Genomic DNA, 26,159 nt, shown 5'->3' with positions numbered 1-26,159 from the left:
CATGGGGGTCGGTGAGCTTCGTCGTGATCACGGGACCCTCTGTGTTCCAGATTGGCTGGCAAGCAAGATCGTGTCGTAGGTCAGCACCTCCTCGGAGATCGGCGATGCAGGGCAAAGTGGTACCTCCGCTCGGACCCAGCTACTGTCGAAAGCGCCTGGAGGTCTAATTCAGCACGTTTCGACCATCGTGTCCCGGCCTCATTTGATGGCCGGCCCGGCCGCTGTACGGTCCCAGACAGCGGGAGTCGTGATGACCGCACTCGCCTACACCGTCCACGTCGCTCCGTCGAAGCCGGCGGTGTCCGACGACCTCCCACCGGGCGAGAATCGGCGGATGTGGTCCCCGACAACGTCGACGCTCATCTACGGCGAACGTGATGCGGTGCTCGTGGACCCGCTGCTGACCGTGGACGAATCGCGCCGCCTGGCCGACTGGGTCGCCGCGCAGGGCAAGAACGTCACCACGATCTTCGTCACGCACGCGCACGGCGACCACTTCTTCGGGGCGCCCGCAGTACTCGACCGCTTCCCACAGGCCCGGCTGGTCGCCGCACCGGACGTCGCGGCCCACGCTGGGGCGCAGTGGGGGTCCGCCTGGTTCGACGGGTTCTGGCAGCCCCGCTTCCCTGACCAGCTCCCCGACCGTCACCTCGTCCCCGAGCCGCTGCCCGACGGCCGGATCGAGTTGGAGGGCGAGGAACTGCGCGCGATCGAACTCGGTCACACCGACACCGACGGCACGAGCGCCCTGCACGTGCCCTCCCTCGGACTGGTGGTCGCCGGCGACGCCGTCTACGGCGACGTCCACCTCTACCTCGGTGAGGCCAAGGGTGACGGCACGGAGCACTGGCTGCGCGCCCTGGACGTGATCGAGGCACTGCGCCCGAGCGCCGTGGTCTCCGGCCACAAGCGCGACGGCGATCCGGACAGCCCCGACGACGTGAGGCGGACGCGCCGCTACATCGAGGACTTCACGGCCGCGGCGGCGACGGCCGACGACCACACCGACCTCTACACGTCGATGCTCCGCCTCTATCCCGACCGCGTGAACCGCGGCGTGCTCTGGAACTCGGCCAAGACCGCGCTCTCCTGAGGATTCCCGGCGCCGCCCTCGGCCCCGCTCCGGTCTGGAAACGGGTACGCGTGCGGCGTGAAGGCGCCGCTCATGGACCCGCGGCCGAGAGGCCTCCGCGTGCATCTGTTGCCGAGCGGCACTTCGCACCTGGGCAGGATCATTCGGTCGGGAGTCAGCTGACCGGTCGGCGTTGACGGGCAGTCAAGGAACCACCGACGTGGGACGCAGAGCCGGCAGCTTCGAACGGCGAGCGGCTCCCCTTCAAGATGTGCAGCGCGGTTCACGACCAGCGCCTGCGTTGCCACCGTTGTTTACGTGAGGCGTTCGTCAAGGTCGGCTTGCGACTGGTTCTGGGTGGCGGCCCAGGTGGCCAGGAGACGGAGGGCGTCGGCGCTGGGGCTGTGGGGGACGGCGGTGTAGATCACGAGTGTGAGGCTGGGGTCGGAGTCCAGGGACATGGTCTCGAAGTTCAGCTCCAGGTTTCCGACGGCTGGATGATGAATTCTCTTGGGTCCGGTGCGATGTTGCCGGACGTTGTGGTCTGCCCAGCGTTTCCGGAAGATCTCGCTGCGGGTGGACAGCTCCCCGATGAGGTCGGTGAGGTCCTTGCTGTAGGGGTTTCGACCGGCCTCCCCACGGAGCATTGCGGCGACGTCGTCGGCGGCCTTGTCCCAGTCGGGGAGGAAGTCGCGGGCGGCTGGGTCGAGGTAGATGAACCTGGCGATGTTGGCGGGGCGGCGCGGGCCAGCGAGGAGTGGGGCGTACAGGGCATGTGCCAGGTCGTTGGCGGCCAGCAGGTCCTGGCGGTCGTTGTGGATCCATGCGGGTGCGTCCGTGATGGCGTCCAACATGTACTGCAGGGCGGGCCGGAGGCGCTTCGCCGCGGTGCGGCGGCGGGCCCTGGTGGGCGGGGAGGCGTGCCGGGCGAGGTCGAACAGGTACTGGCGTTCGGCGTCGTCGAGGTGGAGGGCGCGGGCCACGCCGTCCAGGACGCTGTCGGAGGCACCCGAGAGATTGCCTCGCTCCAGTCGCACGTAGTAGTCGACCGACACACCGGCCAGCATCGCGACCTCTTCACGGCGCAACCCCTTTACCCGCCGGTGGCCGCCGTAGGCGGGCAGTCCCGCCTGCTCGGGGGTGATGCGGGCCCGGCGGGAGGCCAGGAACTCCCTGATCTCGGCTCGGTCGTCCATCTCTCCACGGTAAGCGAGCCCCCTTGGGCGAGACAGGTACTGCCATTACCTGCAACACCAGGCACTGCCACCTGTAGGGGAAGCAGGGTTTGCTGGAGGTGGCTGTTCAGCGCGGCCGGCGCCGACGCGTCGGCGACACCGCCAGCCGCCAGCGGCGGCCGCCTCCGACCCGGGAAAGTGATCATGAAGCAGACGGCTCTTGGACATTCCGAAGTATCCGGCATCGGCCTGCGCGCGACGGACACGTCTTCCCGCCCCGCCGACGGCGGCAGCGGCACGCGCTACATCGTCATCGGAGCGGGAGCGATCGGCGGAACCATCGGGGCGCGGATGGCTGAGGCAGGGCACGAAGTGGTCCTGGTCGCAAGGGGCGCGCAGTACGCGGCGCTGAAGTCGGGCGGCCTGCGCTTCCGCGCCCCCGACGGCGAGCGCGTCCACCGACTCCCCGTCGTCGACGCTCCGGAGACGTTGGGCGCGTTGCGCGCCACGGACGTGCTCGTGCTGACCGTCAAGACACAGGACTGCGAGGGCGCCCTGAACACCTGGGGCCAGGCACCGGTGGAAGGCGGCGGCACGGCCGCGGAAAGGCTTCCCGTGGTGTGCGCGCAGAACGGCGTCGAGAGCCAGCGGATCGCCCTGCGCCGCTTCCGCCACGTGTACGGCGTCTGCGTCTGGCTGCCGGCCACCTTCGTCGAACCAGGGGTCGTCTCCGCGTCCGGCGCTCCGCTCAGCGGCATCCTGCACCTCGGGCGGCACCCCCATGGCACCGATGACACCGTCCGCCGGATCGCCGCCGACCTGGAGACAGCGCGCTTCGAAGCCCCCGTGGTGCCGGACGTGGCGCGCTGGCAGTACGCCAAACTGCTGGGCAACCTCGCCAACGCGATCGACGCGTTGAGCGGGCCGGTCCCAGGTGACGGAGGTCGGCGACTGTACGCGCAGGTGCGCACCGAGGGCGAAACAGTACTCGATGCCGCCGGCATTCCGTATGCGAGCGCGCAAGAACAGCACGACGCACGCGGCGCCAAGGTCCAATGGGCCCAGGGAGGCGGTGGCTCCTCCTGGCAGTCCCTGGCTCGCGGCACGGGCACGATCGAGGCCGATTTCCTCAACGGTGAGATCGTCCTGCTGGGCCGGCTGTACGGCGTCCCGACCCCCGTGAACGAACTCCTGCAACGTCTGGCCACCGAGTTCGCACGGGACAAGCGCCCCGCCCGGTCACTGCCAGTCACCGAACTGCTACGACTCGCTGACGAGGCGGCGGACACAGCCCGGGTCCGCAGCGGAACACATGCCCCACAAGACCGCCCGGCACGCGCCTGACGTCGGCGTTCCGCACGGCTCGGCGCAGCGGTGCGCCGAGGCCGTCCACAGAAGGCGGGCCCCGGTTGCGAGGCAGGTACTGGCGTTACCTGGAAGACCAGACACTGCCACCGGACAGCGAAACGAGATTCCCTGGAGACGGCTGTTCGCCCGATGACATCTGGTGCAAACCGTGACATGGGGTGTCCGAGCAGCAGCGTCGCCCGCAGCGTGTCGCAATCCGCGGCGGCCGTATCCGCCCACTCCAAGAAAGTCATCATGAAGCACACCACGTTGGGAAATCTGAAGGTCGCCCGTGTCGGCCTGGGCACGATGGGCATGTCCTCCTACTACACCGGCGCCGGCAGCGACGACGCCGAATCCGTCCGCACCATCGCGCGGGCCCTCGACCGGGGCGTCACCCTGATCGACACCGCCGAGGTCTACGGGCCTTACGTCAACGAGGAACTCGTCGCCAGGGCGCTGGCGGGCCGCCGTGACGAGGTCGTGCTGGCCACCAAGTTCGGCCTGATCCCGCACGCCGCACCGGAGCGGGGCACCCATGTCCTCGACAGCAGCCCGGCCACCATCCGTGCCGCTGTCGAGGGCTCCCTCAAGCGGCTGCGTACCGACCACATCGACCTGTACTACCAGCACCGCATCGACCCGGACACGCCGATCGAAGACGTGGCCGGCACGGTCGCCGAGCTGGTGCAGGAGGGCAAGGTCGGGCATCTCGGCCTGTGCGAAGCCGGCCCCGAGACGATCCGTCGGGCCCACGCCGTACATCCGGTGACCGCGGTCCAATCCTCGTATTCGCTGTGGAACCGTGAGGTCGAGGAGCGCGTGCTGCCCACGCTGCGGGAACTGGGTATCGGTTTCGTGCCGTACTCTCCGCTCGGCCACGGCTTCCTCACCGGCACGATCCGCTCCCCCGAGCAGTTCGCCGAAGACGACTGGCGCCGGACCAGCCCTCGCTTCCAGGGGGAGAACTTCTACCGCAACCTGGCTCTCGCCGACGAGGTCCGGGCGGTCGCCGACGAGGTCGGGGCCACGCCCGCCCAGGTCGCTCTGGCGTGGCTGCTGGCCAAGGGCGAGCACATCGTCCCGATCCCAGGAACCAAGCAGGTGACGCGAGTCGAGGAGAACGTCGCCGCCGACGGCGTCGCACTCACCCCGGAACAAATGGCCACGCTCGACAGCCTGCCTCCAGCTGCCGGCAGCGCCGAGAACGACGAGGCCAGGCAGCGGATCGAGCGCTGACACACTCGCAGCACCTCGGCCGCCACAGCCAGCACCTTCGACGGTCGGCAACTGCCGCTACCTCACCGCGGATCCGGACCGTCCTGGCCCGCAGGGGACCACGGACCGATGTGCGGGTGGAGGGCGTGAGCGACTCCTCGGGCATCCTGGTGGTGGGGGCGGTGTCGACGGCCCGTCCGGGTCGGTGCCCGAACTGCCGCAAGGAGGCCCGCCGCGTACAGCCGACACGCCTGTGACTGGACACTTGGGTCATATATCTCATGAGTCAGACCCCCGTCCGGAACGGCACCGCGCAACCGTCCCATCGGTCCCGGTACAACGGCATGACCCGTCCACAGCCGAAAAGCTTCGCCCGAACCGGTGCTCGACATGGCCAGGGCGAGCTGCCCTGTCGCCTCTTCGTCTACGCACGACCGGCATGGGCGGACAGCCTTGCCGCCCGCCTTACGAGCTGTCGTTCGTCGACCGTGGCACGAACGGCACGAGACACCGCCCACGGGGCGGGCCTCGCGCAGTCCGGCGAGGGACTCCTCACTGCCGAGGGCGTCTCGGGTCCTCCCCCGGTCGAGCAGCTGCCGGCGTGGCGTTCCCCGAGTCGGGCCAGTCGGCGTTCACTTCCTGCTTCCGGGGCTCCCTGGCGTGTGCCGAGGAAGCGCGGTTCGCTGCGCTGCCTCGGCACTCTGAGCCTGCCCGGCCGGGCGCTGTGCGGTCTGTCAGCCCATGTCCGTCAGGAGGGCATTCAGTTCTTTCTCCTGCTGCGCAGGCGACATCGGCGGGTTCGAGTGGTCGATGCCGAACGTCTTGAGCATCTTGTCCATCTGAGCGTCGATGGAGGTCCAGCCGGTCTGGTCCAGGGGCTGCAACGATGCCTGGTCGGCGTCCCACAGGTCACGCAGCTTCTGGGCGGCCGCGTGGGCCCCGGTCTCGTTCCCCGAGCGTGCGTCCTTGAGCGAGGTGGAGGCGAGGGTCTTCAGCGCGGCGACCTTGGCGGGCGGGAACTTCTTCACCGCCTGGCCGGGAGCCATCTGGACGGCGGAGGTGTTGTCCTCCTCCGGCGCCGGGCCGACGTGCGGCCGGCCGTGGGCCCAGACGAGCAGGCCCGCGGTGGCGACGGCGAGCAGTCCGAAGCCGGCCAGCGCGACGCGCTCCCTGCGCGGGTCGCCGGTGGTGTGTGCGGCGTGGGCGGCCTCGTGGGTCTCGGTCACGTCCGAGCGCGTCACCGTCAGGTAGACCACCGTCGCCAGGATGAGGCCGAGGAAGATCAGGCTGGTGGTGAACGTGCCCAGGTCGAGACCGGTGGGTTCGCCGGGGTTCTCGGCGACCTTGGGGGACGCGAGCCAGTCGCCGATGTTCGCGCCCAGCGGGCGGGTCAGGATGTAGGCGAGCCAGAAGGACAGCACCGGGTTGGCGCCGAACTTCCACAGCGCGGTGATCGCCGCGATGAGGCCGAGCGGCAGCAGGACCGAGACTCCCGGGCTCCAGCCGGTCAGTTCCAGGGTCCAGTCGCCGGTCGCGGTGCCGAGCGCGAAGGTGACGAGAACGGCGAGCCAGTAGAACGACTCCCGCGGAAGCGTGGTGACCGAGTGGATCGACAGTGTGCGCTCCCGCGCCCACCACACGCCGAAGACCGCCGCGAGCAGCACCGAGAAGACCGCGGAGCTGATCCACAGCGGCACGTTCAGCTGGTCGGTCAGGATGTCGGTGTACAGGGTTCCGGTGACGCTGACAACGACCACGGTCAGCCAGTACGGGAACGGGACGTACCGCTTCAGCCGCAGCTGGACGGCCAGGGCCACCACGAACACCGCGGTGAAGATCCAGGCGGTGTTCACCAGGCCGACGCCCAGCTTCATGTTGATCCAGTCGGCGAAGCTCTCACCGACGGTCGTGCACAGGATCTTGATCACCCAGAACCAGATGGTGACCTCGGGAACCTTGTTGAGCATGAGAGGCCCACTGCGCGCGCGTGCTTCCGTTGTCGTTGTCATGCGGAGAGGTTTACGCGGGGAATCTGCACATAACCTGACTACGCGGCTGCACGGGCGGCCGGGAGTGCCATCTCGACGTGACCGCGGCCGTCCGCGATCGCGCGGACCTCCACTCCGGCCGAGGCGGCGATGCGCCGGACCACCGGCAGCCCCAGCCCGTACCCGCCGCCGCCGGTCACCCCCGCTTCGAAGACTCGGTCGACGTCCGCGGGATCGAATCCGGGGCCGTCGTCAAGGACATCGACCACGATGGCCTCGCCCTGGTTGCGCGCGGTGATCCACACCCGGGACTTCGCATGCCGCAGGCCGTTGTCCAGCAGGGGTGACAGCAGCGACACGGCGACGTCGGGCGCCACGGCGACCTCGACCTTCGCGGGGAAGTCGACCTCGACCGCGCGGCCGGCGATCGCCTGCCGTGCGGCGGAGCGCAGGTCGCACCGGGTGCCCTTGTCCGTCCGTGCGCGGGCGGCGTGCAGAAGCGTCGTGATCGCCGTGTCGAGGCGGTCGACCTCGCTCAGCACCGCCTCCGTCGGCACCGGCTCGCCGGACAGCTGCGCCAGCTGCGCCTCGGCCCGCAGGACCGTGAGCGGTGTCCGCAGCTCGTGGGCGATCTCATCGGTGAGCCGGCGCTCGTCCGCCAGCGCGCTGTCGACGCGCTCCAGGAGGTGGTCCAGGGTCCGCCCCAGTTCCCCGAACTCGTCGCGGGGGGTGCCGAGGTTGAAGCGGCGCCCGGGTTCGTGCTGGCCCCAGTCGTCGGCGAGGGCGGCCATCTCGTGCACGACCCGCAGCGCGCGGCGCACCACGAGGTGTGCGACCCCGCCGGCGAGGAGGATCGTGAGGCCGCCCAATATCAGGGACAAGGTCAGGCTGCGCTGCTCGGACGTCTCGTAGGGCGTGAGGTCCACCCGGGCGATCACCATGACGTGGTGGCCGTCCATCGGGACCTTCCGCGCGTACAGGAGGTAATCGCCGACCGACGCGGTCTGCGAGCGCCCCGAGCCCGCCAGCTCCTCGACGCGATCGACCAGGCCCGGTGGGACGTTCCCGTCGATCAGGCGGCCGTCGGCATACATCCAGGCGACCTCGTCCAGCGCCTCGCTGCCGTTCTCCGTCAGTACGATACGGCCGCCTTCGGCTGTGACGTTCGCCGCCACCGCCTCGGCTCGCGTACGCGCCAGGTCGTGGGCGTCGGCATCCGTCACCCGGCTCAGCAGCACGTGCGAGACGACGACCAGGATCGCGACCACGGCGGTGGCGATCAGCACGGTGAGTGCGACGACCCGCTTACGGAATCCCGTCACTGCCATCGGTAGCCCACGCCGCGGACGGTCGCCAGACGCTCGGCCACACCCAGCGAACCAAGCTTCGCCCGCAGCCGGCGCACATAGGAGTCGAGGGTGTTGTCGCTGACCTGCGCCCCGTGCGGCCAGCCGGCAGCGACGAGGGCGTGGCGGCGTACCGCGTCGCCCTGCGAGGCGATCAGGCGGCCCAGCAGCCGGAACTCGGTCGGGGTCAGGCTCATGCTCACCGAATCGTAGGTCACCACGTGCTTCGCCGGATCGAGGACGACCTCGCGCGGTGCGGGCACCACGGTGGTCCGGCGCAGCAGCGCCCGGACGCGGACCAGCAGTTCCGGGATGTCGAAGGGCTTGGTCATGTAGTCGTCGGCGCCGGCTTCGAAGCCTCCCACCTTGTGATGCAGGCCGTCCAGGGCGGTGAGCATCAACACCGGCGCGTCGACGCCGCGAGCCCGCAGGGCCAGGCAGACGTCTCGGCCGTCGGCGTCCGGGAGCCCGAGATCCAGGACGACCAGGTGGGGCGCCGGTTCGAGCTGCCGCAGCAGGCTGTCGGCCGTGGCGGCGACGGAGACGGTGTGCCCGTCGTGCTCCAGGGCGCGCTTGAGGACGCCGCGGACCGCCGCGTCGTCTTCGCACACCATGATGAAAGCCACGCGCTGACCCTAGATACTCCCGTCCCAGTTCTCCATCTTCCCTGGTCAGCCGCTGAGGGTGGGGAGCGGGCCACTGTTGACGGCCCCACGTGTGGGCACGGCCGCAAGCAGGTCCAGGGAACTCGGATCGCCGCGTGAAGGACGGGGCGCCGGCTTCATGGCCCTGCGGAGAACCCGAGCGCATGGACGAACTCCGTACGTCGGTGGCACTCCGTACGTCTGTGGCACCGGGCCGGGCGAAGGCGACGTCGTCCCGCAGACCGCACTGGAAGACGTACGGCGGCCGCCCGGGGAGGGTCGCATGCGGGATGCGCCGCCGCCGTGCTCGTGCCCGCCCTGCGGGATCTGCGCACGGTGACCGTCGCCGACACCAGGCGGGAGCCGCGCGGGTCGCGTTCGCCCTGGTGGATGCGGTACGGCCTGGACTTCGCGCTGCTGACCGGCTCCTGGCTGGTCTTCCGCGCCTCCTCCGGCAACCAGTACGCCCTCGTCCTCGCCCCGGAGGGCGTGCCCAGCGTCTCCGTCTCCTACTGGGCGTTCCTCGGCCCGGCTCTGCTGTGGCTGGGCGCGGCCCTGCTGCTGTGGCGACTGATCCTGCTGGTCCTCGCCCACGGCCGACCGGCGCTGGCCCGCCTCGCCCGACCGCTGACCGCGACCCTCGCCACGACCACGGCTGCCGTGCTGTCCCGCCGCCGGCGCCCGCTGGCCCGCTCGGTGGTGCTGCTCGCCCTCGCCGTGTCGTTCGCGATCTCCACGGCCGTCTTCAACTCCACCTACCGGCAGCAGTCCGAGGTCGACGCCCGCCTCACCAACGGCGCGGACGTCACCGTCACCGAACCGCCCGGCGCCCGGGTCCCCCCGGGCGCGGCCGACACGCTGAAGGTCTCCGGCGTCCGGCACGTCGAGCCCCTCCAGCACCGCTACGCCTACGTCGGCTCCGACCTCCAGGACCTCTACGGCGTCCAGCCCGCCACCGTCACCAACGCGACCTCTCTCCAGGACGCCTACTTCTCGGGCGGCACGGCCGATCAGCTGATGCGCCGGCTCGCCCAGCGCCCCGACAACCTGCTGGTCAGCGCGGAGACCGTCCACGACTTCCAGCTCTCACCCGGAGACACCGTCAACCTTCGGATCCAGGACGCCCGTACGAAGGCCCTGCGCACCGTGCCCTTCCACTACGCGGGGATCGTCAAGGAGTTCCCGACCGCGCCGAAGGACAGCTTCTTCGTCGCCGACGCCGCCTATGTGGCGAGGGCGACCGGCAGCGATGCGGTCGGCGCCTTCCTGCTCGACACAGGCGGCAGCCACCAGCAGCAGATCGCCGCACATCTGCGCCGGCGGCTGGGCACCGGCGCCACGGTCACCGACCTCACGCAGACCCGCGGCACGGTCGGCACCAGCCTGACCTCCGTCGACCTGGCCGGACTCACCCGCATCGAGCTGGCCTTCGCGGTGCTGCTGGCCGCCGGGGCGGGAGGGCTCGTCCTCGCCCTTGGCCTCGCCGAACGCCGCCGTACCTTCGCCGTGGCCACCGTCCTCGGCGCGAAGAGCGGCCACCTGCGCGACATGGTCCTCACCGAGGCCCTGCTGCTGGCCACCGGCGGCCTGGCGGGCGGCGCCCTCATCGGCTGGGCCCTGTCCGAGATGCTCGTGAAGGTCCTGACGGGTGTCTTCGATCCGCCGCCCGCGAGCCTGGCGGTGCCGGGCGGCTACCTGGCCCTGACCGCCGGCGCGGCCGTCGTCGCCATACTGGCAGCCGCGCTGAACGGCATCCGCAGCGCCGGCCGGCCCGCCGTGGAGGAGCTGCGTGACCTGTGAGCGGCCAGGAGCGGGCAGGCCACGCGCGTCGCCCGCTCCTACGCTGTCCAGCATGCGCACGCACGCGACCGCCGACCCCAGCCGCCACCGCGTCCTCGTCGTCGAGGACGACGACACCATCGGCCGCCACCTGGAGACCGGCCTGCGCGGCAACGGCTACGCGCCGACCTGGAGCCGGACGGGCTCCGCAGCGCTGGCCGAGGCCGCGCGGGCCCCGTACGACGTGCTGCTGCTCGACCTGGGGCTGCCCGACATGGACGGTCTGGACGTCGCTCGCGCCGTGCGCGCCCGGCACCCGGACCTGCTGATCGTCATCCTGACAGCCCGCACGGACGACATCGACGTCATCGCCGGGCTGGACGCGGGGGCCGACGACTACCTCGTCAAGCCCTTCAGCCTGACCGTGCTGCTGGCCCGGCTCCGCGCCCATCTGCGCCGTCAGGTCGTCGCCACGCCGCCGCGGGAACCCGTCCAGCTGGCCGATCTCGTCCTCGACGTCGTGGCCCGACGCTGCACGCTGCACGACGAGGACATCGACCTGCGTCCCAAGGAGTTCGACCTGCTCGCCGTCCTGGCCCGGCACGCAGGGGAGGCCGTCTCCCGGGAAACCCTGATGGCCGAGGTCTGGGACGAGAACTGGTTCGGCTCCACCAAGACCCTCGACGTCACCATGGCCGGCCTGCGCCGCCGCCTCGCGCAGGCCGCCAGCGCCTCGGTCCACCCCGGCAGCCTGCCCCGCATCACCACCCTGCGCGGGCACGGCTACCGCCTGGAAATCTGACGGGGCGCCGCGGCGGGGCAGCAGCGAGCAGGCCGCCGGTCTTCCCGGCCGCCGCTCATCGGGTTCAGCCCGCGTTGGGCCGGGCGAGGCCGTGGTCGTAGGCGAAGATCACGGCCTGGATCCGGTCGCGGGCTCCGATCTTGGCCAGGACGCGGCCGACGTGGGTCTTGACGGTCGACTCGGAGAGCACGAACCGGGCGGCGATCTCGCCATTGGTCCAGCCCTTGCCTACGGCGACGAGGATCTCCCGCTCGCGGTCGGTGAGGGAGCCGAGCCTCGGGTCCTCAGCGGCGTCACCCCGGTGGGCGGGGACGTACTGAGTGAACTCGTCCAAGAGGCGGCGGGTGAGGGCGGGCGCGATCACGGCGTCGCCTGAGGCGACGGCGCGGATCCCCGCGAGGAGCTCCTCGGGGCGCGCGTCCTTGAGGAGGAAACCGCTGGCCCCGGCCCGGATCGCGGCGTGGACGTACTCGTCGAGGTCGAACGTCGTGAGCACGAGGACGCGTGAGCGGCCGCCGGCGGCGACGATGCGGCGGGTGGCCTCGATGCCGTCCATGCCGGGCATGCGGACGTCCATCAGGACGACGTCCGGGCGCAGTTCGGCGGCCTTGCGGACGGCTTCCGCGCCGTGGGCGGCCTCCCCGACGACGTCGGTCTCGGGGACGGAGTCCAGGAGCAGGTGGAAGCCGTAGCGTTGCAGCGGCTGGTCGTCCACGATGAGGACGGTGGTCACCGGTCACCGCCCCGGGGCGTGAGGTCGAGGACGGCTTCGACGCCCCATCCTCCGCCGCCCGTCGGCCCCGCACTGACGGTTCCGCCGTACAGAGCGGCTCTTTCTCGCATGCCCACCAGGCCGTGCCCTTCCTCGTTCGGCGGTCCCGGCTGTGCGGCCGGGCCGGTGTCCTGGACCCGGATGCTCAGCCGGGTGCCCGTCACGGCGACCGCCAGGTGCACCCGGGCGTCGTCGGCGGCGTGTTTCATGGTGTTGGTGAGGGCTTCCTGGACGATCCGGTACACCGTCAACTGCACCCCGCCGTCCAGCGCCTCGACGTCGCCGGATGTCCGGTAGACGACTTCCAGTCCGGCGGCGCGCACCGTGGCGCACAGCGCGCCGATGTCCGCGATGCCGGGCTGCGGGCTGAGCTCGGGCCCGCCGACCGGGCCCTCCCCGGCCTCGCGCAGTACGCCGAGCACGCGCCGCAGCTCGCCCAGGGCCTGTCGGCCGGTGTCGCCGATGAGCCGCAGCGCCTCCTTGCCCCGTTCGGGGGCAACGTCGGTGGCGTAGGCGCCGGCGTCGGCGAGTGTGATGATGACGGACAGGTTGTGGCCGACGATGTCGTGCATCTCGCGAGCGACCCGGGTGCGTTCGGTGGCCGTGGCCAACCTGCTGCGCTGGTCGCGCTCGATTTCCAGCCGGGCGGCCCGCTCTCGTAGTCCGGCGAGCTGGGCTCGGCGGATTCGGACCATGAGGCCGAGCGCGAGGGCCGCCGTGGCCGTGCTCAGCAGGAAGAACAGAGCGTCCCACACGGACACGGCCGAGGACGCGCGGAACGCGACCAGCAGCATGGCCCCGGCCATGACCGCACCGGCCCACGGCAGCAGCCGCAGCCGACCGTGCAAGGCCATGCTGTACAGGGCGATGAAGAGGGCGACGTCTGCGCGCAGCGCCGCGCCCAGGGACCATTGGAGGACGAACACCGAGGCTACGACGCCGAAGGCCGCCATGGGCTTGCGTCGCCGCCATAGCAGGGGCAGTACCAGTCCCGCTTGCAGTGCCAGCATTCCCGCGACGGGCAGCTCGGTGAAGGCGAGCCGGAAGCGGCGCGGGCCGTCGCCGTCGTCCACACTGCCGCGCAGCAGGTCGGGCAGGCAGAACATCAGGAAGACCACGATCACGACCGCGGTGTCCAGCACCCACGGATGTGTCCGGTCGGCCTGCCTCAACCGCTGGCCGCCCCGGGAGAGCCGGGCGACCAGCGCTCCCATCCCGCTGATGTCATCGGTGGTCACGGACGTCACCTGTCCATGGTGCGGGCGTCAGACGTCGGTGCGCGCGAGCCGGTACGCCGCGCCGCCCAGGGCAAGCGCCGTCCAGCACAGGAAGACCATCAGCCCAGCGCCCGGCGACAGGGTCGTCGAGTCGTGGGTCAGCGCGAACATCGACTCACCGGCGTTGGACGGCAGGTAGGGGCCGATGTCGTCCCGCCAGGAACTCGGCAGCAGGGAGATCAGCCCCGGGATCAGCATCAGGGCGGCGACCAGCACCGAGATGCCCCCGGCCACGGACCGCAGCAGCGCGCCCAGGGCGACGCCGATCACCCCGACCAGGCCGAGGTAGAGACCGGCGCCCAGCAGACTCCGCGGTACACCAGCGTGCGAAAGGCCCATCGCCGCGGGCGTACCCGAGACGATCCCACTCCCGAACAGGAAGGCGACGAACCCACCCACCGTCCCTACGGCCAGTGCGACCAGCCCGAACACGGCCGCCTTCGACCACAGCACGGGCAGCCGGCGGGGGACCGCCGCGAGGGTGGAACGGATCATGCCGGTCGAGTACTCTCCCGCCGTGACCAGCACGCCGAGCACGCCCAGGGCGAGCTGGGCGAAGTTCGTGCCGAAGAGGGACAGGCTGACGGCCGTCGAATCGGCGAAGTCCCGGTCCATGTGACCGGAGTCGATCCCCGACTTGTAGCGGCTCGCGGAGATTAGGCCGAAGGCCACGAGGAACAGCGAGCCGAGGCCCAGGGTGATCCAGGTCGAGCGCAAAGACCACAGTTTGGCCCACTCGGAGGCGAGCACGCGCCGTCCCGTCACCCGGTAGGCGGGGCAGGCGGGAGTGGTCCGGGGTTCCTCCGCGGTTGCGGTGAGGGTGCTCATGCGGGCCTCCCGAGGGTGTCGATGCCGGTCGTGGTGCCGTGGTACTCCACGGCATCCCTGGTCAGGTCCATGAACGCCTCCTCCAGCGACACGCTTCGCGCGCTCAGCTCGAACAGCGCGATGCCGTGCTCGGCGGCCCGCAGCCCGATCTCCCGGGCAGTCAGCCCCGTCACCTGCAACTCCTCGGAACCGATCCGGCCGGTGACATCGACGTCCGGCCCGGCGAGCACGTCCCGCAGCCGTGCCGGATCCTGGGTGACGACCTTCACCGTGTCCCCGCCGGCCTCGCGGATCAGGTCCGCCACGGTCGTGTCGGCCAGCAGCCGCCCGCGTCCCACGATGATCAGGTGGTCCGCGACCAGGGCCATCTCGCTCATCAGGTGGGAGGACACGAACACCGTCCGGCCCTCGTCGGCGAGCCCTTTCAGGAGGTTGCGGATCCAGAGCACTCCTTCCGGGTCCAGCCCGTTGACCGGCTCATCGAGCATCACCGTCTGCGGATCGCCCAGCAGCGCCGCCGCGATGCCCAGCCGCTGGCCCATCCCGAGGGAGAAGGCACCGGCCCGCTTCTTCGCCACACTGTCGAGCCCGGCAAGGGCGATGACCTCGTCGACCCGGCTGCCGGGAATGCCGTGGGTCAGCGCCAGCGCCCTGAGGTGGTTGTACGCCGAGCGGCCCGGGTGGATCGACTTGGCCTCCAGTAGGGCGCCGACCTCCTGCAGCGGGGCCTGGTGGCGGGCGTAGTGGTGGCCGTTCACGGTGACGGAGCCGCTGGTCGGGGCGTCGAGGCCGACGATCATGCGCATGGTCGTGGACTTGCCCGCGCCGTTGGGCCCCAGGAAGCCGGTCACCGTGCCGGGCTTCACCACGAAGTCCAGCCCGTCGACGGCCGTCTTCTCGCCGTACCTCTTGGTCAACCGCCGTGCGTCGATCATTCGCGTTCTCCCTGTCGGGCTCCGGCGTCCGTCACTTCGGATGCCTCACCGGCAACGCTAGGCGCCGAATCACCCGGATCCGGTGGTACCGGGAGGCTGAACCGCGGCGGGCGCGTGGTACCGCGGTACTACGTGGCCACCTGCGCTGCGTTCCGTGTTCGTCAGCCCCACGGCCGTCACAGCAGGCGTCCTCCCAGCGCCTGCGGCGCACCGGGCCCGCTCTCGACCAGGCTCTCGCCGTCCGACGCGGCGTCGGCCGGTACCCGCGTGTCATAGAGGCAGGCGGGACCAGCGGGACCAGCGCTCGCGCTGGGCCACCACTCACCAGGCGCCGCCATGGACCGGCATAGACGCCCCTGGACGGTTTCTACGGGACACCACCGAACACCCTCATCTCGCACGGACGCCCCTCCGAGGGGGGACGCTGGATACCGTCCTGACCAGGTTGAAGACCTCCCGGGCGGTATATCGCCTTTCGGGCGGCGGGAGGTCTCACGCGGGCCGGTCCGGGCGGATGAGGAGCAGTGCGCGGTCGTCGGGGTAGTCGGCGCCGGGCTGGTGGTTGAGGAACAGCCGGCACAGGTCGTGCACGTTCATGCCGACGCCCCGGCGGGCCGTTTCGGTGAGCCGGTCCAGACCGGTGTCCAGGGGCTCTCGGCGGCGTTCGATCAGGCCGTCGGTGTAGAGCAGGACCGCCTCTCCCTCGGCCAGGGTGGTTCGGCCCTGACGGTAGCGGGCGCCGGGAACGGGCCCCACGGGCGGGGAGACGGGGCCGTCGAGGTAGCGGCTGACGCCGTCGGGGCGGATCACGAGCGGCGGGGGGTGGCCGGCCTTGATGTAGGTCAGGGCGCGGGTGGGCCGGTGGTAGAGCAGATACGCGGCGGTCGCCATCTGGCCCCGGTGGTAGAGGTGCAGATATTCGTTCAGCTCGGACAGCACCGCTTCCGGGCGGGTGCCGCAGCGCAGCACGATGCCGCGCAGTGCGGCGATGACCTGTGCCATGACGGCCGCCTGGGGCAGGCCGTGGCCGGCGACGTCACCGATCGACAGGCCGATGTGCTCCTCGTCGAGGTTGTACAGGTCGTACCAGTCGCCGCCGACCATGATCATGTCGCTGCCGGGCGCGTAGCATGTGGCCGCCTCCAGGCCGGGGACGTCCGGCAGTTGGGGCAGGAGGCTGAGCTGGAGGCGTTCGGCGACGCGGTGTTCGTGCTCGTACAGCCCGGCGCGGCGCACCGCCTGGGCGATCTGCTGGGCCACAGCGGTCAGATGCTCGGACTCCGGCGCCCCGGCCGCCCCGGGGTGCACGGTCAGGGAGCCCAGCACGACACCGTCGGCCTCCAGCGCGATCCGTACCGCTGCGCCGGGCGCGGGCTGCGCGGCGTCCCAGGGCCGGTCGAGGTCCGTCCAGGCGGTTTCCGCCAGTAACAGCAGGTCCTCACCTGGTTCCAGGGTGGGCACGAGGCGCTTCGAGTGCAGTTCCAGGGTCACTCCGGCGGCCTCCAGCACCCGCGCGGCCGTGGTCGCCACCGCCTCCGCGACCTGGGCGAGGGTCGCGGACGACGCCAGCGCGGCTGTCAGCTCGTACAGGCGTTGCAGCCGGGCGCGGGCGGCCTGCTCGGCGAGCAGCAGTTCCTCGCGCTGGGCCTCCGCCGTACGCCGGATGGCGATTTCCCGGTTGAGTGCGCTGACCTGCCGGCTGAGGACGACGAACCGGTCGGCGTGGTCGAGGCGCTGCAGGTTCAGCTGCACCGCCGCGTCCGGGCCCTGCCACCAGGTGGCGCGGACGCCGTGGCAGCGGAACCGCACCCTGCTGCCGTCGCCGTCCTTCAGGACGAGGGCGCCCGGCAGCGGACTGCCGCTGCGCAGCCAGTTGCCCATGTGCGTCCGCAGGACGGTGGCGTCGTCCTGGACGAGGGCGTACAGGCTGACGCCCGCGCACAGCTGAGGGATCGAGGTGGCGGCGGCCGGATTGGCGGCCAGGATCGTGCCGTTCCCCGCGCACAGGATGACGGGGTGGGGCAGGGGTCTGGTAATGGCCTCGAACAGGCCCGGGTTCACGCAGGTACCGTACCGGCGTCCGGGCCGCCGGCGGGCAGTTCCGCATCGCCGAAGTACTCGCGTCCCGTCACCGGTCCGGCGCCGGGGACCAGGTGGACGACGACACGGCAGCCGGCGTCGCCGCGGGCGATGGTCTCCCGCAGTTCCACGCTGGCGTAACCGAGATTGCGGGCGGCGACGGTCCCGAAGACGTTCGAGGTCATCATGCACATCGACTCGCGGCCCAGCACCTTCTCGGCGAACGGACAGGCCCGGTTGCCCAGCACGATCCTGGTGTCGTCCTGCTCGATGACGAAAAAGTCTCCCTTGATCCGCCGCTTGAGGTCCACCAGCCCTTCCGCGACCTGCTCCCGGGTCAGCCGGTCCACGCCGAGCGCCTTGAGGTACATCTCGTCGATCTGCGTTCCCACCGCCTGACCCACCAGGCTGATGTAGCCGGACGCCTCCTCCAGGCCGATCACCGACTCCAGCGAGGTCGCCAACTCCCTCACCAGCGTCCGCAGGAAGACATCGCGGTCCAGATCGATCTTCACATCCACCGGGTGACTCATGACGTCGACCCTCTCGTGTCACCACGCCCGTGCACCGTGCGATCGCCCGGCACCCCCCGATGACTCTAGAGACCCCGCGGCACCGGTGGCCACCTGCTCGGGCTTTCGGTGCCCGCTGGTGATGTGCTCGCTCTATGATGACAGCCGCGTCCGCAGGCCGGCGGCACGGACGGCCGGCCGCGGAGCGGGCCCGCACGGATCGCCTCCGCGAGGGCCGCGCGCGCCACGGCTTCGTACGCCGGTGGTATTCGGGAGGCCGGCAGGCGGGTAGTCGAGGGGTGATGGCATGGGCAGTTCCGGAGAGGCGGACGCTCCGGCGGCATCGCCGGCCCCGTCCACGGACGTACTGAGCGTGCGTCCGCTGGCGGACCGGCCAGGCTGGGAAGCGGTCGGCGAGATCAGCCTGATCACCCGCCCGGCCTGGGAACAGCTGATGCACCTGCTTGTCCTGAGCGATGAAGAGGCGTGCCACTTGGAGCTTTCCGCGGTCACCTTCGTCGATGTCGCCGGCGTCTCGGCCCTGGCCGTGGCCGCCCTGGGCCTTCCGGAGGGGCGACGCGTCACGGTCGAACAGCCGCCCGCCGCCCTGCGGCGCGTGCTGGCCATGTTCTGGCCGGACCTGCCCGCCGTCGAGGTGGTGGCCTGATGACCACCCCGACCGCCGACCCCTTCGTCCATCCCGCCTTGTTCTACCGAGGCGAGGAGGAGTACCTGCACGGCACCGTGCCCTTCGTCCGCGACGGTCTGAGGGCCGGAGAACCGGTGGCCGTCGCCGTACCCGGGCCGAACCTGGCGGTCCTCAGGGCGGCTCTGGGCGAAGACGCCGCGGACGTGAGCTTCCTCGACATGACCGAGGCGGGCCGCAACCCCGGACGGATCATCCCCAAGGTGCTGCACGCCTTCGCCGACGCGCACCCCGGGACGCGGGTGCGGATCGTCGGCGAGCCGATCTGGGCCGGCCGCACCAGCGTGGAGTACCCGGCGTGCGTCCAGCACGAGGCACTGATCAACCCGGCCTTCCGGGGCCGGGACGTCACCATTCTCTGCCCGTACGACGCCGGCCGCCTCGACGAGCGGGTGCTCGCCGACGCGTGTGCCACCCATCCCGTCGTCATCTCCGGGGGCACGGAGCGGCGCAGCCCCGGCTACGCCCCCGAGCAGATGATCGCCCGCTACAACCAGCCTCTGCCGCACCCGGCGCAGGCCGACGAACTCGTCTTCGACGCCGACGGGCTGCCGGGTGCCCGCCGCTTCGCGGTCGAGCGGGCCGCGCGGTTCGGCCTGTCCGGCATCCGCGTGGAGGACGTGAACCTGATCGTCGCCGAGCTGACCACCAACAGCGTCGTGCACGGCGGGGGTTCGGGCGGCCTACGGATCTGGTCCGACGGCGGCCAGGTGGTGTGCGAGGTCCGCGACCGCGGCCACCTGAGCGACCCGCTGGCCGGCCGCCGGCCGGCCGAACGGGGCCGGCTGGGCGGCCGGGGCCTGCTGATGGTGCACTACCTCGCCGACCTCGTACGCATCCACACCGACCCCGACGGCACGGCCGTCCGCTGCTACATCGGCCTCGGCTGAACGCGCGCCTCAGCGTGACGGCACGGCGGTGGCGGCGCCGGTTCCGGTAAGGTCTGCGCCCGCACGCGGCACCGCAGCCGCACCGGCGGCGGTGTCAGGCGGAGGTTTCGGTGCCGGTGCGGGCGTTGTCCGCGGGTTCGTCGCGGGGCTGGCCGGCCAGCGCGTCGGCGACCGTCGCGTGGATCGGCAGCAGCTGGGAGATGCCGGTCATGGTGATCATCCGCATCAGGCGGTCGGGGACGCTGGCCAGGCTGAGCGAGCCGCCCGCCCCGTGGGCCGCGTGCAGGAGGCCGATGAGGGTGCTGAGCCCTGTCGAGTCGAAGAAGTCGACATGTGTCAGGTCGAGGACGAGATGCGGGCCGGCCTGTTCTTCGAGGACGGGCAGGGCGTGCGCGCGCAGGGTGGACGACGTGTGCAGGTCCACGTCTCCGGTGACGGCGATGACGGTGACGCGTGCGCTGGGGTGCCGGACGGTCACATGGAGGGTATCGGTCACGTCGGTCATCACTCCTGGCCGGGATGCTTGGGTGCGGCGATGGTAGGGACGGTGGCGTCGGGCGCGGCGGGGACGGACAGGGCCAGCAGGGCGACGTCGTCGCTTGCCTCGTCGGGCAGGGAGGACAGCAGGGTGATGGCGTCCTCGACCAGGGCGGAGGCGCTGAGGGCGCCGGTGCGCCGGTGGAGGAAGCCGGTCAGTCCTTCTTCGCCGAGCATGACCCCTTGGGCGGTACGGGCCTCGGTCAGTCCGTCAGTGTAGAGAAAGAGAGCCTCGCCGCGGTCGAGGGTGAAGGCGGTCCGCGAAAAGGCGGCCTGCCGGAAGGCTCCTACCAGCATGCCCGCGGCGGGCCGTACGGCCTTCACCCAGGCCGCGCCGGAGCCGTCGGCCCGCAGGTGGTAGGCCGGCGGGTGACCGCCGGTGGCCACCGTGACGGTGAACCCGCCCCCCTCGCGCGGGGTCAGGACACCGTGGACCGCGGTGCAGAAACGGCTGCCCGCGGTGACGTCGTCGAGCAGAGCCGTGTTGAGCGCCCTGAGCACGACGACGGGATCGGGGTCGATCTGCGCCGCCGCGCGCAGGGTGTGGCGGGCCAGGGCGGTGACGGCGGCCGCCTCGACGCCCTTGCCGCACACGTCTCCTATGAAGAACGCCCACCGTTCGCTGTCCAGGGGGAAGACGTCGTAGAAGTCGCCGCCCACCTGATGCGCGGAGGCGGTGCGGTAGTGGCAGGCCAGCTCCAGCCCGGGGACGGCCGGAAGAGCCGGGGGCAGCAGGAGGCGCTGCAGGGTCGACGCGAACGCGGCGACGGCCGCCCTGTCCTGCTCCGCCTGCTCGCGGGCCGCCCGCTCCGCCTCGGCACGCAGGCGCTCCGCCTCGGCCTGCCGGCGCTCGGACTCGCGGCGCTCCTGTTCCTGACGCAGCGCCCGGAGCGCGGACAGGCGCAGTTCCAGCTCGTCCATCACGATCGCGGCGAGGTCGGCGAGGGTGGCGGTGTCGTCCTCGCTGATCGAGCGGGGCCGGGTGTCGAGGACGTTGACCGTGCCCAGCCGGTGGCCGTCGCGGGTGATGATCGGGGCCGCGGCGTAGAACCGCACGCCCATCTCACCGGCGACGAGCGGGTTCTCCGAGGCGACGGGATCGAGCAGGGTGTCGGGGATCACCAGGGTGTCGTCGCGCAGGATGGCCGAGCCGCACAGCCCCGGATCCCGGCCGATCTCCTTGACCCCTTCCAGCCCGTGGGCGGCCTTGAACCAGATGCGGTCGGTGTCCACGATGGTCACCGTGGCCACGGGTACGTCGAAGAGGCGGGCGGCCAGAGCCGCCACCCGGTCGAAGGCGCCGTCGGGCGGTGTGTCCAGGATGTCGTAGCGGCGCACCGCCGCTATCCGGGCCTGCTCGACCTGGCCGTCCGGCACCGGCTGCGGGCGCCGCCCGGGGGCCGGGCCGCCGGCCGGCGCCTGCCGGGCCATCGCGTTCTCTGTGCTGGTCACCGCGGCGGCGCCTCGTCAGGGGCCACTTCGTGGACGGTGGTCAGACTGGTGAGGCCCGAGACGGCGAGGACGGGTCCCAGCAGCGCGGTGGTGATGAGTTCCAGCCGCTCGGCGTGGGCGAAGAGCACGCTCAGTCCGGCGCTGTCGAGGTACTCCACCGCGGTCAGGTCCAGGACGAGCGGTCCGGAGCCGGCGGCGAGGGCGTCGGCCAGGGAGCCGGCGTTGCTCATGTCGATCTCGCCGATGACCGCGAGCCGCGGAGTACCGTCCGCACTCCGACCGGGAGTGAGAGTGAGGGGGGTGGGCATCAGGCGATCCTCATCTGCATGTCTACGGTGGTGCCGGACGGGCCGGGGGTGATGGTGACCTGCTGCATCATGGCCCGCATGAGCGCCACGCCCCGGCCGCGGTGGGCGTTGAGCTCGGGCTGCGGGTCCTTCCACCGGCCGCTGTCGGCGACCGTCAGGCGCAGGTTGTCGACGAGGGCTTCGGCGCGCAGCCGCACCGTCTGCCCCGGGGCGTGCCGGTGGCCGTGCTCGATGGCGTTGGCGCACGCCTCCCCCGCGGCGACGAGCACGTTCTGCACGGTGTTCGAGGGCAGCTCGCACTGGGCGAGCCAGCTGCGCAACGCCTTGCGGACCGGCGCGAGTTGGGCGGACTCGGCCGGGAAGGACATGTCCAGCGGCGCCGGGTGGCGGTACAGCAGCAGGGCCACGTCGTCGTCGTAGCCTCCGGCCGGTGCGAGCCGCGACATCACCTCGGTGGCGAGGTCGTCGACGGGCACGTCGCGGCCCTCCTGCACGGCTTCGCTCGCCTGGTCTATGCCGGCGCTGAGCGGGCGCCGGCGGCGTTCGACGAGCCCGTCGGTGTAGAGCAGCAGGGTGGCCCGTGCGGGCAGGACGCACTCACCGTCCGGACGCTGCCGTCCGGGGCGTACGGCCAGGGGCAGGGACCGTCCCTCGTCCAGCAGCCGGGTGGTGCCGTCGGGGTGCGCGATGATGCCCGGCGGGTGCCCGGCGCTGGAGTAGGTCAGCCGGCCTGTCCCGGGGTCGAGGACACCGCAGAAGACGGTGGTGCACAAGGCACCGGGCACGCCCACGGCGAACTGGTCGAGCGCCATCAGCGTCCGGGAGGGGCTGGGAGTCTGCAGCATCAGCGCGCGGCAGGCGCTGCGCAGCTGCCCCATCACGCTGGCGGCTTCCAGGCCGCGGCCCACGCAGTCGCCGACGACGATGCCGATCCGGCCGTCCGGCAGGGTGACCGTGTCGTACCAGTCGCCTCCCACCTCCAGCGGGCGGGTGGCGGGCTCGTAGCGGACGGCGAAGCCGTCGGGGAGCCGGTCCGGGCCGAGGATGGCGCGTTGCAGCGCGATCGCGGTCTCGCGCTGCTGGTCGATCTGGTGGGCCCGCACCAGTCCCTGGGCCAGGTGTCCGGCCAGCAGCGACAGCAGCAGCTGGTCCTCCGGGGTGAAGGGCCGGTGTTCGCCCAGGTCGATCCAGAGGGCGAGCGGGCCGTCGGGGTGCTCCAGCAGGACACCGGCGCCGGTGTGCTCGCAGACGGGCGCGAGCGGGGCCCGGCCGCGCAGGCCCGCGAGCGCGGTGCGGCGCTCCGGGGGCAGATCCTCCCACCGCTGGTCGGTGTCCGTGGCCGTCAGCGCGGGCGCGTCGTGCCGGCCGAAGACGGCGGCCACCACACTGCGCGCCCGCCACAGGTCCCTCAGTTCGGCGAGGGCGGCGGACAACGCCTCGGGCAGACTCGCGGCCCGGGACAGGGAGGTGCTCAGCGCGGCCAGCGCCGTCTCGCGCTGGATGGCGTAGTGCTCGGCGGTGACGTCCCGGAACGTGCCGACGGTGACCCGGCGCCCGGTGTCGGGGTCCTCGGCCTTGTTGTAGGTGGCGGTCACCCACAGCCGGTGGCCGTCGCGGTGGGTCACCGGGATCGTGTAGGAGCCCTGGGACGATTCGAGCAGGCCGGCGAACGCGTCGCCGACCTGCCGGTGCGCGTCGGCGTCGGCGGTGGCGTCGGGCCACCAGGGGTGGACGGGTGCGTAGGGCAGGCCCTCCGGTCCGTAGCCGAGGATGTCGGTGAACGAGGAATTGATCTCCACGACCGCCCCGGCCTCGTCGCAGACGAAGAACGCCTCCTGCAAGGAGTCGATGAGTGCCGTCCGCCAACGGGCGTGATGGGTGCGCAGCCGGGCCAGTTCGACGTTCGCGCGCACCCGCGCCAGGAGCTCGGCGGCGGCGAACGGCTTGACCAGGTAGTCGTCGGCGCCCGCCTGCAAGCCCTCGATGGACGCCTCCTGCCCCGCGCGGGCCGACAGCAGCAGCACGGGTACCGAGGCCGTGCGCGCGTCACCGCGCAGCCTCGCCACCAGCTCCAGCCCGTCGAGCCGGGGCATCATCACATCGCTGACGACGAGGTCGGGGGCGTCACGGCGGGCGGACCGGAGGGCTTCCACCCCGTCGGCGACGGCGGTGACGTCGTAGCCCGCCCCGTCCAGCAGGCGCGTGAGGTACTCGCGCATGTCGGCGTTGTCGTCGGCCACCAGCACCCGGGCGTTGGCCGCGGGTCCCGGACTCCGCGAGGCGGCGCCGCTCACCGCGTCCCGGACCACCGTGCCGTCGGCCGGTCCGCCGGTACCGTCCTCGGGCAGCCAGCGCAGGGCCTCCTGGAGGTACGGTTCGGCGGTGCTGGAGGCGGCGGTGCTGCCCGCCGCGGACCCCGCGGTCCCGGCGGGCAGGTGACCGGTCCCGTACGGCAGCCGGATGGTGAACGCGGTGCCTTCTCCCTCGGTGCTCTCGGCGGTGATCACGCCGCCGTGCAGGGCGACGAGCTCCCGCACCAGGGCCAGCCCGATGCCGCTGCCCTCGTTCGAGCGGGAGCGGGCGTTCTCGATGCGGTGGAACCGCTCGAACAGCCGGGGCATCTCCGCCTCCGGCACACCGATGCCGGTGTCGGCGACCGTGACCACGGCGTGCCCGCCCTCGCCCCGCACGCTCACCTGGATGGCACCGTCGAAGGTGAACTTCAGCGCGTTGCTCAGCAGGTTGAGCACCACCTTCTCCCACATGCCGCGGTCGACGTGGACCGGCTCGTCCAGCGACGCGCACTCCACGCGGAAGGCGAGGCCGGCCTTCTCGACGGCCGAACGGAAGACGCTGGCCAGCTCGGCGGTCACCACACCCAGGTCGACCGGCTCGTAACGCGCCTGCATCCGGCCGGCCTCGATACGGGAGAAGTCCAGCAGCGTGTTGACCAGCTTGCCCATCCGCAGCCCGTTGCGGTGGATGACGTCGAGCTCCTGCCGCACCTGCTCGTCGGCGCCGGCGAGCCGGGCGCGCAGCTCCTCGACCGGCCCCATGATCAGGGTCAGCGGGGTCCGGAACTCATGGCTAATGTTGGAGAAGAAGGTGGTCTTGGCGCGGTCCAGTTCGGCCAGTTCCTCCGCCCGCCGCTGCTGCGCCTCGTAGTGCCGGGCGCTGCCGATACCGGACGCGATGTGTCCCGCGGCCAGCTCGATGAATCCCCGGTATCCCTGGTCCAGGACGCGGTAGCGGTTCAGGCTCACCACCAGGAAGCCGTACGGCTCGCTGCCCTGTTGCAGGAGCGGGACCACGAGTGCCTGGACGGGCGGTTCGGGCCAGTCTCCGCGGGGCAGGTCGGTGAAGGCGTCGCCGTCGAGCCGCACGACCACCGTCTCGCCTCTGGCCAGAGCCGCGGCGGGCCACACGCCGTCCGGGGCGTCGGCCGGGAGGACGGCCGGGGCGGCCGGGTGACCGGCGGGGATGCCGGTGGTCCCGGCCAGCCGGGCGTGCTTCCCGTCGAACAGGTAGGTCAGGCTGAACGGCAGGTCCCTCCGGTTGCGGTTCAGCTGCCGGTCGACGAAGGACAGCACCTCCTGCTCGGTACGGATGACACTCGGGTCCGATCCCAGGTCCCGCAGGGTGGTCATCCGCCGCTCGCCGATCACCCGTTCGGTGTCCTCGCTGACCACGCAGAGCATGCCGACCACGGCACCGGCGTCGTCCCGCAGCGGGCTGTAGGAGAACGTGTGGTACGTCTCCTCGCTGTAACCGGACCGCTCCAGGAACAGCAGCAGCCCCTCGTCCCAGGTGGCCTCGCCGGTGCTGAGCACGGCCTCGATACGCGGGCCGATGTCGTGCCAGATCTCCGCCCACACCTCGTTCGCGGGACGCCCCAGCGCCCACGGGTACTTCCGGCCCAGCGTGTCCCGCCGGTAGGCGGCGTTGCAGAAGAAGGTCTGCTGCTCGCCCCAGGCCATCCACATGGGGAACCGGGAGGACAGCAGGATGCTGACCGCCGTCCGCAGGCTCTGCGGCCACTCCCGCGGCGGGCCGAGGGGCGTGGCCGCCCAGTCCACCTCGGCGAGGTCCCTGCCGACCTCGCGGTCGGCGGCGAACACATCGCCGTCGGCCGCCGTCGGCGGCCTGTGTTCAGCGTCGTCCGAACGCGCCACGCGACACCCTTCCATTCACGCCGGCCCACCCCTGAAGCCACCACGCGGAACTCCGCGCGAACCCGCCGCGCGCGTGGCGATGCCCGCCCCCTTCCCGGAACCACCACCCCGCATGCGGGAGCCCCCCGCATGCCCCCCGCACGACTGACGGACCCTCCGGTCCGCCACGGTTCGCGCAGGCACTGCGAACATACGCGCCCGGTGGCGATTCCTAGGATAATCCAGCCGGATGGCGTGCCTCGGCCGTCAGGGCGGCTGCCCGGGCCGGGGACGACGCGGAGTGCCGTGCGCCGCCTGAGAGTTCCTGCCGCGCGGAAGGT

At 71.6% G+C, this 26,159-nt stretch carries 21 protein-coding genes; 7 read left to right on the top strand and 14 right to left on the bottom strand.

Annotated elements, in window-relative coordinates; all coding sequences use genetic code 11:
* The first annotated feature begins 250 nt into the window (after window positions 1-250).
* Complete coding sequence (locus ACF073_RS07300; RefSeq protein ID WP_392067416.1) at window positions 251-1,093, top strand: MBL fold metallo-hydrolase; 843 nt, start codon at window positions 251-253, stop codon at window positions 1,091-1,093.
* A 293-nt stretch (window positions 1,094-1,386) separates the two neighbouring features.
* Here ACF073_RS07300 and ACF073_RS07295 read toward each other — a convergent pair whose 3' ends face one another.
* Window positions 1,387-2,268, bottom strand: coding sequence for a helix-turn-helix domain-containing protein (locus ACF073_RS07295; protein ID WP_392067415.1), 882 nt, complete (start codon window positions 2,266-2,268; stop codon window positions 1,387-1,389).
* A gap of 183 nt (window positions 2,269-2,451) precedes the next feature.
* On the opposite strand from ACF073_RS07295, the gene ACF073_RS07290 reads away from it, so the two are divergent.
* A complete protein-coding gene (locus ACF073_RS07290; protein WP_392067414.1) occupies window positions 2,452-3,591 on the top strand; it encodes a ketopantoate reductase family protein in 1,140 nt (379 codons plus the stop codon).
* Window positions 3,592-3,849: 258 nt separating this feature from the next.
* Window positions 3,850-4,833: an aldo/keto reductase gene (locus ACF073_RS07285; RefSeq protein ID WP_392067412.1), complete on the top strand. Its 984-nt coding sequence runs from the start codon at window positions 3,850-3,852 to the stop codon at window positions 4,831-4,833.
* Between the two features lie 713 nt (window positions 4,834-5,546).
* Here ACF073_RS07285 and ACF073_RS07280 read toward each other — a convergent pair.
* From ACF073_RS07280 to ACF073_RS07270, 3 genes are all read right to left on the bottom strand, one after another.
* Window positions 5,547-6,779 carry a hypothetical protein gene (locus ACF073_RS07280; protein ID WP_392067411.1) on the bottom strand — a complete coding sequence of 411 codons (1,233 nt, stop codon included), beginning with the start codon at window positions 6,777-6,779 and terminating at the stop codon, window positions 5,547-5,549.
* 80 nt (window positions 6,780-6,859) lie between these two features.
* Window positions 6,860-8,128, bottom strand: coding sequence for a sensor histidine kinase (locus ACF073_RS07275; RefSeq protein ID WP_392067409.1), 1,269 nt, complete (start codon window positions 8,126-8,128; stop codon window positions 6,860-6,862).
* Window positions 8,119-8,772 (bottom strand): response regulator transcription factor, encoded by a 654-nt coding sequence (locus tag ACF073_RS07270; protein WP_392067407.1) that lies wholly within the window; start codon window positions 8,770-8,772, stop codon window positions 8,119-8,121. The genes ACF073_RS07275 and ACF073_RS07270 overlap by 10 nt, the downstream gene beginning before the upstream one ends.
* Before the next feature lie 321 nt (window positions 8,773-9,093).
* On the opposite strand from ACF073_RS07270, the gene ACF073_RS07265 reads away from it, so the two are divergent.
* Both ACF073_RS07265 and ACF073_RS07260 read left to right on the top strand, forming a co-directional pair.
* Window positions 9,094-10,590 carry an FtsX-like permease family protein gene (locus tag ACF073_RS07265; RefSeq protein WP_392067406.1) on the top strand — a complete coding sequence of 499 codons (1,497 nt, stop codon included), beginning with the start codon at window positions 9,094-9,096 and terminating at the stop codon, window positions 10,588-10,590.
* A gap of 52 nt (window positions 10,591-10,642) precedes the next feature.
* Window positions 10,643-11,371, top strand: coding sequence for a response regulator transcription factor (locus tag ACF073_RS07260; RefSeq protein WP_392067404.1), 729 nt, complete (start codon window positions 10,643-10,645; stop codon window positions 11,369-11,371).
* 64 nt (window positions 11,372-11,435) lie between these two features.
* Here the strand turns inward: ACF073_RS07260 and ACF073_RS07255 are convergent, their stop codons facing one another.
* From ACF073_RS07255 to ACF073_RS07230, 6 genes are all read right to left on the bottom strand, one after another.
* Window positions 11,436-12,104, bottom strand: coding sequence for a response regulator (locus ACF073_RS07255; protein WP_392067402.1), 669 nt, complete (start codon window positions 12,102-12,104; stop codon window positions 11,436-11,438).
* Entirely contained in the window at window positions 12,101-13,381 is a 1,281-nt protein-coding gene (locus ACF073_RS07250; protein WP_392067400.1) for a histidine kinase, read from the bottom strand. Before ACF073_RS07250 ends, ACF073_RS07255 begins: the two co-directional genes overlap by 4 nt.
* A gap of 27 nt (window positions 13,382-13,408) precedes the next feature.
* A complete protein-coding gene (locus ACF073_RS07245; RefSeq protein ID WP_392067399.1) occupies window positions 13,409-14,248 on the bottom strand; it encodes an ABC transporter permease in 840 nt (279 codons plus the stop codon).
* The gene (locus tag ACF073_RS07240; protein ID WP_392067397.1) at window positions 14,245-15,183 is read right to left on the bottom strand and encodes an ABC transporter ATP-binding protein; all 939 of its coding nucleotides are present in this window, start codon (window positions 15,181-15,183) and stop codon (window positions 14,245-14,247) included. The genes ACF073_RS07245 and ACF073_RS07240 overlap by 4 nt, the downstream gene beginning before the upstream one ends.
* A gap of 492 nt (window positions 15,184-15,675) precedes the next feature.
* The gene (locus ACF073_RS07235) at window positions 15,676-17,244 is read right to left on the bottom strand and encodes a SpoIIE family protein phosphatase (protein WP_392067395.1); all 1,569 of its coding nucleotides are present in this window, start codon (window positions 17,242-17,244) and stop codon (window positions 15,676-15,678) included.
* Window positions 17,241-17,795 (bottom strand): methanogen output domain 1-containing protein, encoded by a 555-nt coding sequence (locus ACF073_RS07230; protein ID WP_392067394.1) that lies wholly within the window; start codon window positions 17,793-17,795, stop codon window positions 17,241-17,243. Before ACF073_RS07230 ends, ACF073_RS07235 begins: the two co-directional genes overlap by 4 nt.
* Before the next feature lie 286 nt (window positions 17,796-18,081).
* On the opposite strand from ACF073_RS07230, the gene ACF073_RS07225 reads away from it, so the two are divergent.
* Both ACF073_RS07225 and ACF073_RS07220 read left to right on the top strand, forming a co-directional pair.
* Window positions 18,082-18,441, top strand: coding sequence for an STAS domain-containing protein (locus ACF073_RS07225; RefSeq protein ID WP_392067392.1), 360 nt, complete (start codon window positions 18,082-18,084; stop codon window positions 18,439-18,441).
* Complete coding sequence (locus tag ACF073_RS07220; protein ID WP_392067390.1) at window positions 18,441-19,370, top strand: anti-sigma factor RsbA family regulatory protein; 930 nt, start codon at window positions 18,441-18,443, stop codon at window positions 19,368-19,370. The genes ACF073_RS07225 and ACF073_RS07220 overlap by 1 nt, the downstream gene beginning before the upstream one ends.
* Before the next feature lie 94 nt (window positions 19,371-19,464).
* Here the strand turns inward: ACF073_RS07220 and ACF073_RS07215 are convergent, their stop codons facing one another.
* The 4 genes from ACF073_RS07215 to ACF073_RS07200 are packed head-to-tail and all read right to left on the bottom strand — an operon-like array spanning window position 19,465 to window position 25,839.
* Complete coding sequence (locus ACF073_RS07215; protein WP_392067388.1) at window positions 19,465-19,875, bottom strand: STAS domain-containing protein; 411 nt, start codon at window positions 19,873-19,875, stop codon at window positions 19,465-19,467.
* Window positions 19,875-21,359, bottom strand: a complete 1,485-nt coding sequence (locus ACF073_RS07210; RefSeq protein WP_392067386.1) for a PP2C family protein-serine/threonine phosphatase — start codon at window positions 21,357-21,359, stop codon at window positions 19,875-19,877. The genes ACF073_RS07215 and ACF073_RS07210 overlap by 1 nt, the downstream gene beginning before the upstream one ends.
* The gene (locus tag ACF073_RS07205) at window positions 21,356-21,667 is read right to left on the bottom strand and encodes an STAS domain-containing protein (protein ID WP_392067385.1); all 312 of its coding nucleotides are present in this window, start codon (window positions 21,665-21,667) and stop codon (window positions 21,356-21,358) included. The genes ACF073_RS07210 and ACF073_RS07205 overlap by 4 nt, the downstream gene beginning before the upstream one ends.
* Window positions 21,667-25,839, bottom strand: a complete 4,173-nt coding sequence (locus ACF073_RS07200) for a SpoIIE family protein phosphatase (RefSeq protein WP_392067384.1) — start codon at window positions 25,837-25,839, stop codon at window positions 21,667-21,669. Before ACF073_RS07200 ends, ACF073_RS07205 begins: the two co-directional genes overlap by 1 nt.
* Window positions 25,840-26,159 lie beyond the last annotated feature (320 nt).

This window comes from Streptomyces sp. NPDC015171, assembly GCF_043079545.1.
Classification (GTDB): domain Bacteria; phylum Actinomycetota; class Actinomycetes; order Streptomycetales; family Streptomycetaceae; genus Streptomyces.
This window is presented reverse-complemented; position numbering and strand designations above follow the sequence as displayed.

Bases quoted from the DNA above. Each gene is read 5' to 3' on its own strand.
- ACF073_RS07300 (WP_392067416.1), top strand. From the start codon at position 251: ATGACCGCACTCGCCTACACCGTCCACGTCGCTCCGTCGAAGCCGGCG.
- ACF073_RS07295 (WP_392067415.1), bottom strand. From the start codon at position 2,268: ATGGACGACCGAGCCGAGATCAGGGAGTTCCTGGCCTCCCGCCGGGCC.
- ACF073_RS07290 (WP_392067414.1), top strand. From the start codon at position 2,452: ATGAAGCAGACGGCTCTTGGACATTCCGAAGTATCCGGCATCGGCCTG.
- ACF073_RS07285 (WP_392067412.1), top strand. From the start codon at position 3,850: ATGAAGCACACCACGTTGGGAAATCTGAAGGTCGCCCGTGTCGGCCTG.
- ACF073_RS07280 (WP_392067411.1), bottom strand. From the start codon at position 6,779: ATGCTCAACAAGGTTCCCGAGGTCACCATCTGGTTCTGGGTGATCAAG.
- ACF073_RS07275 (WP_392067409.1), bottom strand. From the start codon at position 8,128: ATGGCAGTGACGGGATTCCGTAAGCGGGTCGTCGCACTCACCGTGCTG.
- ACF073_RS07260 (WP_392067404.1), top strand. From the start codon at position 10,643: ATGCGCACGCACGCGACCGCCGACCCCAGCCGCCACCGCGTCCTCGTC.
- ACF073_RS07245 (WP_392067399.1), bottom strand. From the start codon at position 14,248: ATGAGCACCCTCACCGCAACCGCGGAGGAACCCCGGACCACTCCCGCC.
- ACF073_RS07240 (WP_392067397.1), bottom strand. From the start codon at position 15,183: ATGATCGACGCACGGCGGTTGACCAAGAGGTACGGCGAGAAGACGGCC.
- ACF073_RS07230 (WP_392067394.1), bottom strand. From the start codon at position 17,795: ATGAGTCACCCGGTGGATGTGAAGATCGATCTGGACCGCGATGTCTTC.
- ACF073_RS07225 (WP_392067392.1), top strand. From the start codon at position 18,082: ATGGGCAGTTCCGGAGAGGCGGACGCTCCGGCGGCATCGCCGGCCCCG.
- ACF073_RS07220 (WP_392067390.1), top strand. From the start codon at position 18,441: ATGACCACCCCGACCGCCGACCCCTTCGTCCATCCCGCCTTGTTCTAC.
- ACF073_RS07215 (WP_392067388.1), bottom strand. From the start codon at position 19,875: ATGACCGACGTGACCGATACCCTCCATGTGACCGTCCGGCACCCCAGC.
- ACF073_RS07205 (WP_392067385.1), bottom strand. From the start codon at position 21,667: ATGCCCACCCCCCTCACTCTCACTCCCGGTCGGAGTGCGGACGGTACT.